Consider the following 14,516-nt stretch of genomic DNA (forward strand, 5'->3'; position numbering starts at 1 on the left):
CGCATAATAGCTCCCATACCAAAGCAACACATTCACTGCAAACAAAAGGAAAACACCATGAGCCAAGCAGCACTTCTTGTTATCGATCTACAAAACGACTACTTCCCTAACGGTAAATTCCCTCTATGGAATACAGAAGCAACACTAAACAACATCAAGAGCGCAATTGCTAAAGCGAATGAGAAAAATATTCCTGTCATTCATATTCAGCACATCGCCGACCCAGCAATGGGCATTGCGCCTTTCTTTAATGAAGGTTCTGAAGGCGCTGACATTCACCCTGAGATCTTAGCGCTAGCGCCAAATGCCGATGTGGTTATCAAACACTTTGCAGACGGCTTTGAACAAACAAACCTTGAAGAAGTACTGCAAAAACATGGGGTAACAGAGCTATTAGTAACTGGCATGATGACGCAAAACTGTGTCACTCATACTGCGATTTCTAAAGCGGCAGAAAAATACGACGTATCAATTCTTATGGACTGCTGTACAACGGTCAATGAAATGATCCACAACATCGCACTGCACGCTGTATCAACTCGCGTCCCACTAGTAGCGGCAGAACAAAAACTGTAAGCCTGCGAGCATCCACTATACTGTCTTAATTAGAACGACCCGATGCGCCACGAGTCGGGTCCTGTTGGTTGGCACTGACTCTCATTAACTCTATAGGGACAGCACATGAAGTGGATGTCAGTTTTATCAATTATCACCTTATCGAGCGCACTCACCGGTTGTGGAGGGAGCGACTCCTCAGATCCTGAGATTGCGGTAAGAGCTCTCAACTTTCAGGCCGTTAACTTCGTCAACCAAAACCCGAGCGGTGTTTCAGATATCAGTGTTCAAGCCAATTATGGCAGCCTGCAAGAAGATATTTATTCCAATCTGCCACTTTATGGTGCGACAGAAACTGGCTTGCTGTTGATTCAAGAAAACGCCAGTACTTTTGATATCACGTTTGATTTGATTGAAACCAATAGTCAGCAAACCTTAGTCAGTGAGACACGTTCAATTGCTGTCTCTAATCCTCAAGTGATCTTTGCTTTTGGTGACGCTAACACAGGTTTTTATGACCTAGTCTTCCAAGACAAGCCCGACACGAGCAGTACAACCAATACTCAAGTCTCTGTATTCGTTATGGATGCTAGCCAACTCCAAGGAGGTATCAACAGTGATGTTTGGGTGGATGGGTCCCAACGGATCTTTAATCTGAGCAAAAGAACTTTGTCGAGCCAGATCATCGTAGGTGCGAATACCGCAAATGTTCCGATTGAAATCAGAGAAACAGGCACAACAACGGTAATAGACACGTGCAGTATTTCTACCGAAACCAGAGCCATCATGGTGATATTGGATCCATTGGGCAACTGCCGAGTGCTGTCTGTTTTAGACTCTGTTTTTTAAACCATTTGTTGGTAATTTAGACACTCAATAAGGTATGCATAAAACGCATACCTTACTTCACTTTTTATCATTTGTGTCATCACAGACTTATCTCTACACTTCGCGCTCTTTTTTCTACTTGAGCGCACAATGCATGCTTTTTTCTCAAACCATTTTCGCTCAGGTGCTGAGAATGTCCGTCATGTTGGGCCTGTCGTTAATCATCGTCCATAACTCACCTAAGTTATTGGAAATATTAGCAGAGCAAGCCATCAACAGCGGTTGCCATCAAACCACTGGCGACGGCGAACACCAGGATCACTCTCATCACCACCATCACCATTAATAAGAGCAAATTATGAGTATTTTCCGATTTCCAATTCTTGTTTGGCTTGGAATAGGGATTTTGATTATCTGTCTAGGGATCAGACAATCGTTCGGCATTTTCATGATGCCAATTTCAGACCACTTCCAAACGGGCCGTGAGTTCTTTAGCTTTGCTATTGCCTTACAAAACCTGTTGTTTGGTGTGTTCCAACCGTTTGTTGGTATGGCGTCAGACCGTTGGGGCGCGAAGCGTATAATCATTTTAGGTGCCATTTCTTACGCTTTGGGTCTTTACCTGACTTCTATCGCAGTTGAACCAACCATGATGTATTTGTCGCTGGGTGTGCTAGTTGGCTTCGGCTTAAGCGCGACAAGCTACGTGATCGTGCTAGGCGCAGTGGCGAAAGTGGTCCCTGCCCAACACGCAGCAAAAGCATTTGGTTTGACAACTGCTGCGGGCTCATTCGGCATGTTTGCGATGATCCCCGGCGCACAAGCGTTATTAGGTGACTTTGGTTGGCAAGGTGCGCTTCAGGTGTTTGCCATGTTGTGTAGCTTTATGGTGATATTTGCGTTGTTCATGAGAACAGCAAAACCACAAGCCAACAACGCAGCAAATGCTCAAGAAGATACGCAAACTCTGAAAGAAGCGTTAAAAGAAGCTTTCGCACACAAAGGTTACTGGTTGATCCACGCCGGTTTCTTCGTGTGTGGCTTCCATGTCATGTTTATCGCCACTCATTTACCAAGTTACTTGGCAGATAAAGATTTACCGGCTTCGACAGCAGCGATGGCACTGGCGTATGTTGGCATCTTCAACATCTTTGGCTCTTACTTCTGGGGTGTGATGGCCGATCGCTTTAACAAGCGTCACGTTATGTCTGCACTGTACTTAATGCGCACAGTGGTGATTGGTGCTTTTGTAACGTTACCTGTCACCGAACACACTGCAGCCATCTTTGGTGGTGCTATCGGCTTCTGTTGGTTAGGCACGGTACCACTTACTTCCGGCTTAGTACGCCAGATTTTTGGTGCTCGTTACCTTTCAACCTTGTACGGCTTGGTGTTCTTCACTCACCAAGTAGGCAGCTTCTTAGGTGCTTGGGTTGGTGGCCGCATTTACGATTACTACGGCTCTTACGATCCAATCTGGTGGTCAACAGTCGTGTTGGCATTTATCGCGGCTCTTATACACCTGCCGATCAATGACAAACCGGTACCACGTTTGAACTTGGCGACCGCGTAATCTAAGAAGGCTCTTAACGTTATCGTTGAGAGCCTTTTCTCTTTTCTCCCCGCAACACGTTCTCTGTTTTCCCTCAATCGAATAGGCATTCTCATCAATGATTGCTTATTTAAGATAAAGTGCGTCCATTCATCCTCTGTTAAGATTCGTGTGACATACTTAACACAACGCTATAAATCAAAAAGGGTTTTAAATGAGAACACTCGGCAACATCATCTGGTTTGTATTCGGTGGCGTATTCATGGGTTTGCTATGGTGGTTCTTCGGACTACTGGCTTTCATCAGCATCATCGGCATTCCATGGGGACGCGCTTGTTTCGTGATGGGTAACTTCTCGTTCTTCCCATTCGGCAAAGAAGCGGTTTCACGAGATGAACTGACCAATGAAATGGACATCGGTACTAGCCCGCTTGGCGTGATTGGTAACGTGATTTGGTTTGTGTTTGCAGGTATTTGGTTGGCAATCGGTCATATACTTTCTGCTGTAGCATGCTTCGTAACCATCATTGGTATTCCGTTCGCACTTCAACACCTGAAGCTGGCGGTTATCTCTCTGGCTCCGATAGGTAAAACAGTCGTGACAACAGAAGAAGCGGCAATGGCTCGCTACAACATCAACCGTTAATTTTGTCGCCCTCTGAGCATCCTGCTTAGAGGGTTATTCCTGTCAAAAGTAAGCCCATAATTGCCACTGCATACTCAAGAATAATGGATTGAAAGTTCATACTCCCACCTTAGTTAAAAGTTAAAATTAATACCTAGTTCTACGCTGTTCTCTTCACTTATCTTAGTCGACCCCGGTGAAACTCGATGCTCACCAAATGTGTACTTCACATAAGGCTCTACCCATTTCGGTTTTAAAGTAATACGCACTTCGTGATTGGTTCGATGACCACCCTCAGTGAGTTTTTTATCGTAGTTATAAGAATAGCCAAGCCGGATAAAATCAATCGGTGTATAGCTTGCACCAACGGTGTTTTTCCACTCTCTTTCTGTCTTTTCCAATGATGGGAATGACTTACCAATTGAGCTGGTTCTCCACTCATGAGAACTATTGGCGAAAACCATCCAATCATCCCCTAACGCGGTGCCGGTAAACACGCCCGCATCATAGACGTCGAACAGATCTGCACGTCCATAGCTCACAAATGCTTCTGTATAGAACTGTCCGAGCATCACGCCATATCCCGTCCCCAATTCTAAATACCCCGTAGAATCGACCTCAGCAGAAATGTTCCACTCTTCTGTTGCTTGTAAGTACCCTGAGGCAGTCACAATCCATTCATCATCTGTATTGGACACGTCTAAACCAAACTCTGGCATTTTGTGGTCAGCAGAAAAACACGGCACGGCAAACAGCGCGCAAAGCAGCGTCAGAGATTTATTCATTGGGATACCTATCAGAAAGACTTGAAAAGAAAAAAGGAGCCACTTAAATCAAGCGGCTCCTTGCTACTTACCCTTATGCGATTTGATTTACGAGCGTTCAACGCGGTCGCGAATCGCTCTTTTTATTTCCTGACGTTGCTCTTGTGATAGGGATTGAACCTTTTGTTTCAATTCTGCGCGCTGTTCTTGAGTAAGCTCTCCACTAGGAAGCGTTACCGGCCCCTCAGGCGTAACATCTTCAATTGGGTGAACGGGACCAATTTCAATTGGTAGCATCGGCACGCCCTCAATCGGGTGTGATACATCTGGACGCTCAATAATCGCGGCAAACAAGCGACCATCTTCATTGCGCACCACAAATTGAGTACCACTGTCTAAAGTGATAACGAAGTTGTCGCCGTCTTGCTCAACCGAACCAATCGTGTTGCCTTCAGGATCTTTTACCGTTCCGCTTTCAACCGTGTAATGGTTCTCTTCGTCGTTGATAACAATATGCACATTGCCATCATTGTCTTTGCTTACAATAGCCACGTTATCATTGTCACCAACGATCATCGCGGCACCGCCTAAGTCAACAATGTCACCATATGTTGGAATCACGCCAGCGTCATAATCTGGGTCAGATACGATTGGATTCTCAGGGTTCGCAGCGCCTTTCTCATTCACAATCAGACGACCATCTTCAACAGAAAGGTGCAGATAACCTGCCGGGCCAACAAACATAAGCTGGTTATCAACCACTTCAATCACACCGACTACGTCGCCGTCTTTGTTCATTACCTCAGTGCCGTTGGTGTAGTAAAGCTCACCACCAACATTGAATACCGTGTTCCCTTCTGCGCCTTGGATTGCAACCGTGTTGTACTCACCTTCATCGCCTTGAATAACCATGCCGTCAAAGTTTTCACCGTTGAAAACTTCCACACTCGCTACCCCATTTGGCGTTTCAGTGTCAGAATCCGAACCCGATGAAGAACAGCCAGCTAGAAACGTCGCCGCGATAATTGCACTCAGTAATTTAACTTTCATGATTTACTCTCTTAATTTGTCGAAACTCAGGGATGCCTCTTGCAAAAAAAGTGGACTCCCTGCCCGATGAAGAGAAGTATATTGAGCAGTGTTTTATTACTCTAATCGCTAAAAAGAAACCCGCACTTAACGGCGGGTTATTAATAAACAAAGGTAGAGAGCTTGATAACCAAGGGTTATTATTGCTGTTGCGAGCGCTCTAGGTGTTTGGTTATGACATCCGTGATGATGCTGCGCAGCCAATGAACCATTTCATTACGGCGATTCTTATGGTGATAGTAAGCGTGCAAGCAAGGCTCAATCACGATACCGTCGAACTCGATATCCAATCTTCTTAATTGAGAGATCTTATCGACGTTGACCGTTTTTGAAGCGGGAAAGACCATGTCCGAGTTAGCCACCACGTCGATAATGGCCGACGGCAATTCAGAGCGAAACGCGATTTTTGGCTCCACGCCTTTGATTTTCATTATCTTCTCAGAAAACGACACGCTGGAGTTCCAATCGGCCGCAATCACGGTCGCAAACTCCAAATCCCTGCAATCCGAGATTTGTAGTCGGTCACCGAGAAACGGATGATCTTTTCGCACGTACGCACAGAAGGTGTCTTTGACGATCATTTTCGTCAGTAGCTCTTTTGGAGCGTGGTTGATTTCATAGTTCACACCAAGCGTAACATCGTCTTTGATGATCTCATCCATGGTAGAGCGAGACCAATTCAGCAAGTGGATCTGAACGTTTGGCGCTGCCTGTCGAATCGCCTGACAGATTTCACTGGCGTAAGAACTCAAGATAAAAGGAGCGAGCGCAATCTTGATGATTCCGTTCATTTCTAAAGGGTTAAATGCTTTAGAACCATTAAGCGTGATAGAGATTTCATCCAGTAACGGCGCGAGATTTTCCGCTAAATCGTTCGCATACTCCGTCGCTCGCAACCCGTGATGGGTTTTCACAAACAGCTCATCTTCAAAATGATCACGCAGCCGCTGCAATGCTTTACTCACGGCGGGTTGAGAAACAAACAAGCGCTCTGCCGCTCGGCGCATATTGCGCTCTTGGTGCAAAATGATGAATGTTCGGAGCAAATTCAGGTCGAGGTTTGAGAAGAGATCTTTGGCCATATTCCACGTCGATAATAACTTGAGGTTATTATTCAGCATAAGAACAGATTTGCGTACTTTCCAATCTCAACGCATGAATTCTTTGCGCTCGCTACGCTTCTATGACGGAAAAATAACAATGGCCGCGATCAAGTTGGCGTTTATAAAATTCGAAATGCACCGCTCCGATGAACACCCTGCTCTCAGTAAACGTTAATCTGCAGCATTCTTCGCTTATCACATTCATCAAGCTTATTATTTCACATGGCTTTGAAATAAGTCGTTTGCTCATCCCTGTATCAACTCGGATGCAGGCTTCTAGATAACTTCTTTGATGCAGGAGTGAGGATATCCAGTGTTGGTTTTTATGCGTTGATTCTCAAAAAATAGAGTAAAAAACCTAGTACATTAAACGAGATAACCCACACCAAATTTGTAGATTGAGAACTTCCGTTAAGTGCATCCATCTTTCTCTAATAAAGGAGCTGCTCAAGCGTTTATTAAGGAAGATAAAAAGCAGTGCCCCGTGAAGATTTTCTATATTTCATTGAAAGTGATTTTAACTTTCCAATGTTCAATCACTAAAGTAGATAGGATAAGGTTTATGGGTTACAGTTTCTTACAACAATCAAAGTCTTTCATTCTTATACCAAAAATGGTTTAGACGCATAGCAAGGATTCCTATGATAAATAAAAAAGTATTGATTCTCTTTGCGCATCCTTCCCAGCATCGCTCAGAGGTGAATGCTCCCCTTTTTAAAGCAGCTAATACGATTGAAGGTGTCACTTGTGTCGATCTCTATGCCGAGTACCCGCACTTCAATATCAATATTGACCGAGAACAACAGCGTTTACGTGACCACGATGTGGTGATTTTTCAATTCCCGCTGTACTGGTATTCCACGCCAGCCATTCTAAAAGAGTGGCAAGATCTGGTTTTAGAATATGGCTTTGCTTATGGCTCAGAAGGTACAGAGCTTCATGGCAAAACCATGCTTTGTGTCTTATCCGCAGGTGGTAAAGAAGAGGCCTATAAAGCCGAAGGCTACAACCATTTCACCATCCGTGAGCTATTAGCTCCTATCGAGCAAATGTCAGCACTGACCGGGATGAATTACATCGCTCCACTTGCGTTGTTTGGTTCCCGTACCGCCCAAGAAGAAGATCGAATTCCACAGCATGTTGAACGCTACAAAACGCTGCTCAATGCGTTAGTCAATGACACGCTTGATCTTGAAGCAGCGGCATCGCTCATCAAACTCAACAGTGCATTACCACAACTGATTAAGGAAGCATCATGACAGGGATATTCTTACAAGCCTTTGTTTACCTTATTGCCGCTGTCGTCGCCGTTCCTTTAGCAAAACGTCTAGGCTTAGGCTCGGTATTAGGTTACTTGATTGCGGGTGTGGTCATTGGTCCTATTATCGGCCTCGTAGGTGAAGAAACCACAACAATTCAACACTTTGCTGAATTTGGTGTGGTTATGATGTTGTTCCTCGTTGGTTTGGAACTTGAGCCTAAGATGCTGTGGGCAATGCGTAACCGCTTAATGGGCTTAGGTGGCTTACAAGTTGGTGGTACTGCCGCACTGATCATGGCGATTGCCCTGTACTTTGGCCAATCTTGGACCATAGCATTAGCGATCGGTTTGATCTTCGCGCTTTCTTCCACCGCGATTGTTCTGCAAACCTTTAGCGAGAAAGGACTGACCAAAACAGAAGGTGGTCAGAACGCGTTCTCGGTGCTGCTTTTCCAAGATATCGCCGTAATTCCAATGTTGGCGTTTATTCCGCTATTGGCACTGCCAGAGTTGGTAGAACAAGCACAATCGGCAGCGCAAGCAGCCGCAGAACATCATGAAGAACTTAGCCTAGTGGCTGGACTTCCTGGCTGGGCATACGGGCTCGTGATTACTGCTTCTATTGCTATCGTCGTTGTTGGCGGACATTTCCTAAGTCGTCCACTGTTCCGCTACGTAGCAAGCTCTGGCCTACGTGAAATCTTTACTGCAACAGCATTAATGCTGGTGATCGGCATTGCGGCTTTAATGAGCCTAGTGGGTCTGTCTCCGGCTCTGGGTACGTTCTTAGCAGGTGTGGTTCTGGCGAACAGTGAGTTCCGCCATGAGTTGGAGTCAAACATCGAACCGTTTAAAGGTTTACTGCTTGGCTTGTTCTTTATTACGGTAGGTGCTGGCATCGACTTTTCAGTGCTGTTCAGCGACTTTGGTTTGATCATCGGTCTAACACTTGGTGTGATGATTCTGAAAGCAGCGATTCTATTCGCACTTGCGTTCATCTTCCGTATCAAAGGCAGTAACCGTTGGTTGTTTACTTTGAGCTTGGCACAAGCAGGTGAATTCGGCTTTGTACTATTGAGCTTCTCAGTACAAAACCACGTCATCCCATTCGAGCTTTCACAAACGCTGGCATTGGTTGTTGCGATCTCCATGTTCCTAACGCCTGGTCTATTCATTCTATTTGATAAGGTGATTCTTCCTCGCTTTGAAAGCGAATCGAATGAGCGTGAAAGTGACACGATTGAGGAGCAAGGCACCGTCATCATTGCAGGTATTGGTCGCTTTGGTCAGATCGTAAACCGCTTATTGGTATCTAATGGCGTGGAAACGGTTGTACTCGACCACCAAGCAAGCCAGATTGATAATATGCGCCAGATCGGTACACGCGCTTACTTTGGTGATGCGACTCGACCAGACATGCTACACACGGCAGGTATTGAGCATGCCTCTGCGCTTGTCGTCGCGATAGATAATCAAGAATCGAGCGTGGAGTTGGTTAAGTACGTAAAACACACCTATCCAAACGTGACTGTGATTGCGCGTGCATTTGACCGCGGACATGGCTACCTACTACGCCAAGCGGGCGCAGATATCATCGAATCAGAAACTTACCATTCTGCATTGGAAATTGGTGGTCACGCGATGAAAGCCATTGGTATTCATCCGTTCTTCACTGAGCAACAAAAATCGACTTATCGCCGAGTCGAAGATCGTAAATCCAACATGCTTTATGAAGCATGGGTCGATGACTCAGAGGGTGAACGTTACGACAACAACTTCCGTCAGCTATTTATTCACCTTGAAGAAAAAATGGCAGAAGAGATGCAAAAAGATCGTCACGACAAACTCTCCCGTTCTGAACGTGGTTGGACACCGCCACCAAAAGGCTATGCCGACGATTTCAACGAAGAAAACGTCCAAGAGCTTCATCTACCGAAAGAAGACGCTCAATAAACACGAAAACCTCCCTATGGGAGGTTTTTTATTGCCTGCGAAAAAGCGGAGCTACATGAGATCGCTCATCAATGTCTCATACTCTTCGTTCGCTTCATCCACTAAATGCGACAGTTCTAATGCATCGGTCTTGGCTAGGTTGAACTGCCACGGAACGGTGTCTTCTTTCCCGCAAATACGCGTTTGAGCGCCACTACTTTCAAAAGAAAGATCATCAAACTCGGTAGTGTGGTGTTCATGAAGCTCGACAATTTCAACTTCCAATTTACCGACGGGATTGACTTCAACATGGGCGTGTAAATCTGGGCTATTCGATAAACAATACTCTCGATGAACTGCAATCATGGCTGCCTCCTTGGTCTGCCAACTGACAACTCATCAAACAGTGTAGACGAGGCATTTTGAACGTGAGGTGAAATAATAATGAAGATTGATCCTGAATAAAAATTCATCAATTTTAATTCCAAACCGACTCTGAGTGTTCGCCCCGATAACCGTCAGTTTTTACATAAAATGACTTCGTCAATGCGCGATTCAATCGCTTTTATTGCTATTGTCACTGCCATCGGTACATGAGCTTGGTAGGGATGCAATACATAAATTGGGTTCACCTTTGACGCTTTCGCACCGGGTACAGGTTCAAGAAGCGAGTTCGACTCCAACATAAAATCAGGCAAAATACCAACGCCTAACCCCATTTCTAACAGACTGGCCACATCAAAGACGGTATTCGCTCGGTGCTTCACTGGATATTGAATTTGATGTTCTGGCTCCTTGGAAGCAAACACATGGATAACAGGTTCAAGCTGCCAATGTTGAGCAATATAAGGCGCACTCTCAAAATCAGAATGCGCGCCTTTAGCACGACACAAGACGTCACAAAACTGCCCCACTTTACGCTGCTTAATGTTTGAATCACCAGAAGCCCCTACTCGTACGGCAAGATCGATATCCTGCTGAACAATATCCACATGCTTATCATCACTGGTCAAATTTAACTGCACATCAGAGTAATCAGCAAAAGCGCTCGTTAAAGCAGGCAACACTATTGAACCCATTAGTGCATGAGGCGCAGTGACGGTAAGCCTTCCCGTTGGCACTTGCTTTAACTCTGTGGCTTCTAACCACGCGGCTTCTGCTTGTTTTGTCATTTGCGCGCACTGCTCGTAAAAGCGCTCACCTGTCGAGGTCAAAGTTTGCTTTCTGGTCGTACGTTTGAGTAAACAAGTATCCAACTCTTGCTCTAGTTGCTTCAAAGCAGAGCTCAACACTGACTTAGAAAGCTCTAACTTATCCGAAGCTTTAGAGATTGAACCACACTCGACAATATGAACGAACAGAGACATTAAACGCAGCTTATTCATCGCCCTTCCTTATTGTTCTTTTTTACAGAACATTCAATTCTTATTACTTTGTTTTTCCATCTCAATTCTAACCCTATGATTACTCCATAAACAAACACCAATCACAGGATATTCAGGATGACTCAATCAGTTTTAGAACGCGCTCAAGCAGGCATCTCAGCATGGCAAATCGCTTTCAATAATCAAAACGCCGCGGGCTGTGCAGCACAATACGCAGAAGATGCGGTTATGATTGCAAAACCATTTGGCACATTTGAGGGACGTGAAGCAATCCAAGCATTCTGGCAAAACATCATGGACCAAGGTTTTAACAACGTGGACTACACCAACACTAAGTGGGAAAAAGACAGCGAAAATGGCTACATCCTTACTTCAGATTGGACAATGAACAAAGCGTTTGGTGTCGTGCACAAAGAGTTATGGGAAATTCAAGAAGATGGGTTGTCTCGCCTAACTTACGATGAATTCGAAGTGCTTGGCGAACGATAAGCTTTAAGTCTTTCAGAATTAAAAAATCCCCAAGCCGAAACTTGGGGATTTTTGTTTTTCAGTTTACTTAATTAAATTAAGCAAAGATGAAGGTGTATAGGTAGCCTGCGCCCATTGCCATCGTTAAGATAACGAATAGGAAGGCTGCAATCATTTGGTTCTTAAAGATTGATTTCAACAAAATCACTTCTGTAAGACTTGCGCCTGCGCTACCAATGATAAGTGCCATTACCGAACCCAGTGCCATACCTTTTTGTACTAGCGCCGCACTTAGTGGAATAACTGCCTCTGCACGGATGTACAATGGAATACCAATAATTGCTGCTACTGGAATCGCGTACCACTTCGCTTCACCTGCGTACTCCGCAATAAGATCCGTTGGGATGAAGCCGTAGATGAATGAACCAATCGCAATACCCATCATTAGGTAAGGGAACACTTGTTTAAAGTCTTTCCAAGTTGAGTGCCAAATACGTACCCAGCGGCTAGGCTCTTTTTCTTCCACGATGGTCGCTGTTGCACTGCCGTCTGATGAGCAGCAAGACACTTCCACTTTAGGCTCCGCTTTTGGCGCGCTATCACCACAACAAGATGTTTTCGCTACCACAGGCGCTGGCTCACTACAGCATGATGTTTTTGCTGCAACTGGTGCAGGTTCACCACAAGTGCTAGTACCACAGCTTGATGCTGGTTTCGCTTGTTCTTTTTTCTTGCTTGAATCACCGCAAGATGTACCACATGAAGAGGTGCCTGCTGCTTCGTACGCTTCTGGTTTTACGTAACGTTCAAAGCCCAGCTTTTCAAGAACATAGCCTGCAACCACAGACACTGTCATCGCGATAGCAAAGTAGAATACCGCAACTTTCCAACCAAAGGTCACTACAAACAAACCAATGATCACTGGGTTAAGCAGTGGACTGGCAAATAAGAACACCATCATAGGTCCAAAACCTGCTCTTGCACGCAATAGACCTTTCAAGAAAGGGATGGTCGAACACGAACAGAAAGGCGTAATCGAACCTAATAGCGCAGCAATGAAGTAACCTTTACCCTTTTTCGAGCTCAGGATAGATTGGATTTTTTCTGGCGTTAGAAAATCTTGCAACACACCAACGATGTAGCTAATCGCTAGGAATAGGATGATAAGTTCGGTTGCTAGAAACGCAAACATATCAAGCGCTTCCTTAGCCATGGTCATGATTTCTGGATTCATATTGATTCTCCTACTGATTTCACATCAGTAACTGTAAATTTCCTAATGAAGCTGAATTCTTCATTTCTATTTTTCTCGAATTATAGAATTAAAAATCGACGCGTCAACCATTATATTTCGATAAATATCGAAATATAATTTAAAGTCTTAATAATCAATTAATTAACTAGGAAATTTTTCTTGTTTGCTATTCACCCACACTTTCACTATCATCGAAATGTATTTATCGTCTGTCATTCCAAGAGGTCAGTATGGAACTCGAAGCTGTAGCAAAAGCGCTCAAAGAGCTAGGACACCCTACCCGTTTATGTATCTATAAAGAGGTGGTCAAAGCAGGCTATGAAGGAATCGCGGTTGGTGGCGTACAAGATAAACTTGGTATTCCAGCCTCTACCCTTTCTCATCACATTTCGAGCCTAGCCTCAGCCGGCTTAATCAGTCAGCGTCGTGAAGGTCGTACTTTGTATTGTGTTGCTGAGTATGAATGCTTAGATACGGTTATTGGTTTCTTGCGTGACGAGTGTTGCATCAATGAAAACTGCTAACCTCGAATCAATTTGGAGCGAATACGAACACGCTATTCATGCGTTCTTGCGCTCTAAAGTCAGCAATGAAGATGATGTAGACGACTTAAAGCAAGAGATTTTACTTAAGACTTATCAAAACCTTGCGGATATTCGTGATGTATCTAGCGTCAAATCTTGGCTCTTCCAAATCGCGAATAACGCCATCATCGATTTCTACCGTAAACGCGCTCGAAATCAGCGTGATAATGACCTCGTTGCTGACGATCTTTGGTTTGAAGAGCAAGAATCAAACCTGAAACAAGAACTGTCAAAGTGCATTGCGCCGTTTGTGCAAGCATTACCAGACGAGCAATCGCAACTGCTCTCTTCTATTGAGCTTGAAGGTATGAGCCAGAAGAAGTTGGCCGAAGAGCAAGGCATCAGCTACTCAACCCTCAAATCGCGCGTACAGAGAGGACGTGTCGAATTGAAAAAGCTATTTGAAGAATGTTGCAGTTTCTCGTTCGACAAACAAGGTCGTATGACAGATTGCAACCAAAACGGTGCTTCTTGCGATAAATGTTAATCCCTCGCTGAATGCACACCTCACAATGAATACCGATAGCTTGGCGGCTCGTCATCGAGTCGCCTATCCATGACCTCAATCACAGCTTTATCTCTTCGTCAGCTCTCTCATTTGCTATCTTGCTGAATAGTAAGCTTTACTTCTTCCGCTTTAAGGAAGAAGGAAACTCATTTTTATGATCTCACTAAGAGAGCTCACCAAAGAAAACTATCTAGATTGTATTCGTCTCAATCTTCACCCAGAACAAGAAGAAAACCTTGCCTCCAACGCGATTACGATTGCTCAGTCACGCTTTGAAACCGACTACCGATTGAAAGTGATTTATGAACAAGAGACGGTGATCGGTTTGCTTGCGTTTTGCCATGAAGACGAGCCGCTTGATTACTCCATTTACTGGCTGTTCCGCTTTATGATCGACAAAGATAACCAGAACAAAGGGTATGGAAAGCAAGTACTTAGCTTGCTCGTTGAAGAAGTGAAACAACTCGGAGGGAAAACCTTATTCACGATGCATAAACCCTCCAATCAGCAGGCAGGTAAGCTTTATCGTGCGTTCGGATTTCAAGAGGATGGCATCCTCGATGATGGTGACATATCACTACGATTAGAGCTTTCTTAATCCAGTACG

The 14,516-nt window shown here is 44.7% G+C and carries 17 protein-coding genes; 11 read left to right on the forward strand and 6 right to left on the reverse strand.

The genetic code is table 11. From position 1 onward, the window contains the following. Positions 1-57: 57 nt before the first annotated feature. The 5 genes from ACLIIY_RS27510 (at position 58) to ACLIIY_RS27530 (ending at position 3,581) form a co-directional block, all read left to right on the forward strand. On the forward strand, positions 58-576 hold the full coding sequence (locus ACLIIY_RS27510) for a cysteine hydrolase family protein (protein WP_434528935.1): 519 nt from the start codon (positions 58-60) through the stop codon (positions 574-576). Between the two features lie 105 nt (positions 577-681). Then, positions 682-1,404, forward strand: a complete 723-nt coding sequence (locus ACLIIY_RS27515) for a hypothetical protein (RefSeq protein WP_434528936.1) — start codon at positions 682-684, stop codon at positions 1,402-1,404. 172 nt (positions 1,405-1,576) lie between these two features. Continuing rightward, positions 1,577-1,729: a hypothetical protein gene (locus ACLIIY_RS27520; protein WP_005535284.1), complete on the forward strand. Its 153-nt coding sequence runs from the start codon at positions 1,577-1,579 to the stop codon at positions 1,727-1,729. Between the two features lie 12 nt (positions 1,730-1,741). Next, entirely contained in the window at positions 1,742-2,956 is a 1,215-nt protein-coding gene (locus tag ACLIIY_RS27525) for an MFS transporter (protein WP_434528937.1), read from the forward strand. Positions 2,957-3,149: 193 nt separating this feature from the next. Then, on the forward strand, positions 3,150-3,581 hold the full coding sequence (locus tag ACLIIY_RS27530) for a YccF domain-containing protein (protein WP_009704819.1): 432 nt from the start codon (positions 3,150-3,152) through the stop codon (positions 3,579-3,581). Between the two features lie 113 nt (positions 3,582-3,694). Here the strand turns inward: ACLIIY_RS27530 and ACLIIY_RS27535 are convergent, their stop codons facing one another. The 3 genes from ACLIIY_RS27535 to ACLIIY_RS27545 all read right to left on the reverse strand — a co-directional run bounded on the left by ACLIIY_RS27535 (position 3,695) and on the right by ACLIIY_RS27545 (position 6,495). Next, positions 3,695-4,345, reverse strand: coding sequence for a hypothetical protein (locus tag ACLIIY_RS27535; protein WP_020194085.1), 651 nt, complete (start codon positions 4,343-4,345; stop codon positions 3,695-3,697). Positions 4,346-4,432: 87 nt separating this feature from the next. Then, positions 4,433-5,374: a hypothetical protein gene (locus ACLIIY_RS27540; RefSeq protein WP_434528938.1), complete on the reverse strand. Its 942-nt coding sequence runs from the start codon at positions 5,372-5,374 to the stop codon at positions 4,433-4,435. 179 nt (positions 5,375-5,553) lie between these two features. Then, complete coding sequence (locus ACLIIY_RS27545; protein WP_434528939.1) at positions 5,554-6,495, reverse strand: LysR family transcriptional regulator; 942 nt, start codon at positions 6,493-6,495, stop codon at positions 5,554-5,556. A 662-nt stretch (positions 6,496-7,157) separates the two neighbouring features. On the opposite strand from ACLIIY_RS27545, the gene ACLIIY_RS27550 reads away from it, so the two are divergent. Both ACLIIY_RS27550 and ACLIIY_RS27555 read left to right on the forward strand, forming a co-directional pair. Beyond that, positions 7,158-7,775: an NAD(P)H-dependent oxidoreductase gene (locus ACLIIY_RS27550; RefSeq protein ID WP_009704823.1), complete on the forward strand. Its 618-nt coding sequence runs from the start codon at positions 7,158-7,160 to the stop codon at positions 7,773-7,775. After that, entirely contained in the window at positions 7,772-9,730 is a 1,959-nt protein-coding gene (locus ACLIIY_RS27555) for a monovalent cation:proton antiporter-2 (CPA2) family protein (protein ID WP_009704824.1), read from the forward strand. The genes ACLIIY_RS27550 and ACLIIY_RS27555 overlap by 4 nt, the downstream gene beginning before the upstream one ends. A 51-nt stretch (positions 9,731-9,781) precedes the next feature. On the opposite strand, the gene ACLIIY_RS27560 is transcribed toward ACLIIY_RS27555, so the two are convergent. After that, positions 9,782-10,075 carry a hypothetical protein gene (locus ACLIIY_RS27560; RefSeq protein ID WP_005442525.1) on the reverse strand — a complete coding sequence of 98 codons (294 nt, stop codon included), beginning with the start codon at positions 10,073-10,075 and terminating at the stop codon, positions 9,782-9,784. Between the two features lie 152 nt (positions 10,076-10,227). After that, a complete protein-coding gene (locus ACLIIY_RS27565) occupies positions 10,228-11,094 on the reverse strand; it encodes a LysR family transcriptional regulator (RefSeq protein WP_434528940.1) in 867 nt (288 codons plus the stop codon). 117 nt (positions 11,095-11,211) lie between these two features. Here ACLIIY_RS27565 and ACLIIY_RS27570 point away from each other — a divergent pair, with 117 nt between their 5' ends. Beyond that, positions 11,212-11,583: a YybH family protein gene (locus ACLIIY_RS27570; RefSeq protein ID WP_434528941.1), complete on the forward strand. Its 372-nt coding sequence runs from the start codon at positions 11,212-11,214 to the stop codon at positions 11,581-11,583. Positions 11,584-11,659: 76 nt separating this feature from the next. Here ACLIIY_RS27570 and ACLIIY_RS27575 read toward each other — a convergent pair whose 3' ends face one another. Next, on the reverse strand, positions 11,660-12,796 hold the full coding sequence (locus ACLIIY_RS27575; protein ID WP_009704827.1) for a permease: 1,137 nt from the start codon (positions 12,794-12,796) through the stop codon (positions 11,660-11,662). Positions 12,797-13,047: 251 nt separating this feature from the next. Here ACLIIY_RS27575 and ACLIIY_RS27580 point away from each other — a divergent pair, with 251 nt between their 5' ends. The 3 genes from ACLIIY_RS27580 to ACLIIY_RS27590 all read left to right on the forward strand — a co-directional run bounded on the left by ACLIIY_RS27580 (position 13,048) and on the right by ACLIIY_RS27590 (position 14,507). After that, positions 13,048-13,341: an ArsR/SmtB family transcription factor gene (locus ACLIIY_RS27580; RefSeq protein ID WP_005433559.1), complete on the forward strand. Its 294-nt coding sequence runs from the start codon at positions 13,048-13,050 to the stop codon at positions 13,339-13,341. Continuing rightward, positions 13,328-13,888: an RNA polymerase sigma factor SigZ gene (sigZ, locus tag ACLIIY_RS27585; protein WP_005442530.1), complete on the forward strand. Its 561-nt coding sequence runs from the start codon at positions 13,328-13,330 to the stop codon at positions 13,886-13,888. Before ACLIIY_RS27580 ends, sigZ begins: the two co-directional genes overlap by 14 nt. A 175-nt stretch (positions 13,889-14,063) precedes the next feature. Then, complete coding sequence (locus ACLIIY_RS27590) at positions 14,064-14,507, forward strand: GNAT family N-acetyltransferase (protein WP_171371170.1); 444 nt, start codon at positions 14,064-14,066, stop codon at positions 14,505-14,507. Positions 14,508-14,516: the final 9 nt, after the last annotated feature.

It is taken from the genome of Vibrio sp. K4 (assembly GCF_051122595.1).
In the GTDB taxonomy this organism is placed as follows: Bacteria; Pseudomonadota; Gammaproteobacteria; order Enterobacterales; family Vibrionaceae; genus Vibrio; species Vibrio owensii.

What these genes read in the sequence shown, in the direction of transcription:
- ACLIIY_RS27510 (WP_434528935.1), top strand. Translation starts at nt 58, where the DNA reads ATGAGCCAAGCAGCACTTCTTGTTATCGATCTACAAAACGACTACTTC.
- ACLIIY_RS27515 (WP_434528936.1), top strand. Translation starts at nt 682, where the DNA reads ATGAAGTGGATGTCAGTTTTATCAATTATCACCTTATCGAGCGCACTC.
- ACLIIY_RS27520 (WP_005535284.1), top strand. Translation starts at nt 1,577, where the DNA reads ATGTCCGTCATGTTGGGCCTGTCGTTAATCATCGTCCATAACTCACCT.
- ACLIIY_RS27525 (WP_434528937.1), top strand. Translation starts at nt 1,742, where the DNA reads ATGAGTATTTTCCGATTTCCAATTCTTGTTTGGCTTGGAATAGGGATT.
- ACLIIY_RS27530 (WP_009704819.1), top strand. Translation starts at nt 3,150, where the DNA reads ATGAGAACACTCGGCAACATCATCTGGTTTGTATTCGGTGGCGTATTC.
- ACLIIY_RS27535 (WP_020194085.1), bottom strand. Translation starts at nt 4,345, where the DNA reads ATGAATAAATCTCTGACGCTGCTTTGCGCGCTGTTTGCCGTGCCGTGT.
- ACLIIY_RS27540 (WP_434528938.1), bottom strand. Translation starts at nt 5,374, where the DNA reads ATGAAAGTTAAATTACTGAGTGCAATTATCGCGGCGACGTTTCTAGCT.
- ACLIIY_RS27545 (WP_434528939.1), bottom strand. Translation starts at nt 6,495, where the DNA reads ATGGCCAAAGATCTCTTCTCAAACCTCGACCTGAATTTGCTCCGAACA.
- ACLIIY_RS27550 (WP_009704823.1), top strand. Translation starts at nt 7,158, where the DNA reads ATGATAAATAAAAAAGTATTGATTCTCTTTGCGCATCCTTCCCAGCAT.
- ACLIIY_RS27555 (WP_009704824.1), top strand. Translation starts at nt 7,772, where the DNA reads ATGACAGGGATATTCTTACAAGCCTTTGTTTACCTTATTGCCGCTGTC.
- ACLIIY_RS27560 (WP_005442525.1), bottom strand. Translation starts at nt 10,075, where the DNA reads ATGATTGCAGTTCATCGAGAGTATTGTTTATCGAATAGCCCAGATTTA.
- ACLIIY_RS27565 (WP_434528940.1), bottom strand. Translation starts at nt 11,094, where the DNA reads ATGAATAAGCTGCGTTTAATGTCTCTGTTCGTTCATATTGTCGAGTGT.
- ACLIIY_RS27570 (WP_434528941.1), top strand. Translation starts at nt 11,212, where the DNA reads ATGACTCAATCAGTTTTAGAACGCGCTCAAGCAGGCATCTCAGCATGG.
- ACLIIY_RS27575 (WP_009704827.1), bottom strand. Translation starts at nt 12,796, where the DNA reads ATGAATCCAGAAATCATGACCATGGCTAAGGAAGCGCTTGATATGTTT.
- ACLIIY_RS27580 (WP_005433559.1), top strand. Translation starts at nt 13,048, where the DNA reads ATGGAACTCGAAGCTGTAGCAAAAGCGCTCAAAGAGCTAGGACACCCT.
- sigZ (WP_005442530.1), top strand. Translation starts at nt 13,328, where the DNA reads ATGAAAACTGCTAACCTCGAATCAATTTGGAGCGAATACGAACACGCT.
- ACLIIY_RS27590 (WP_171371170.1), top strand. Translation starts at nt 14,064, where the DNA reads ATGATCTCACTAAGAGAGCTCACCAAAGAAAACTATCTAGATTGTATT.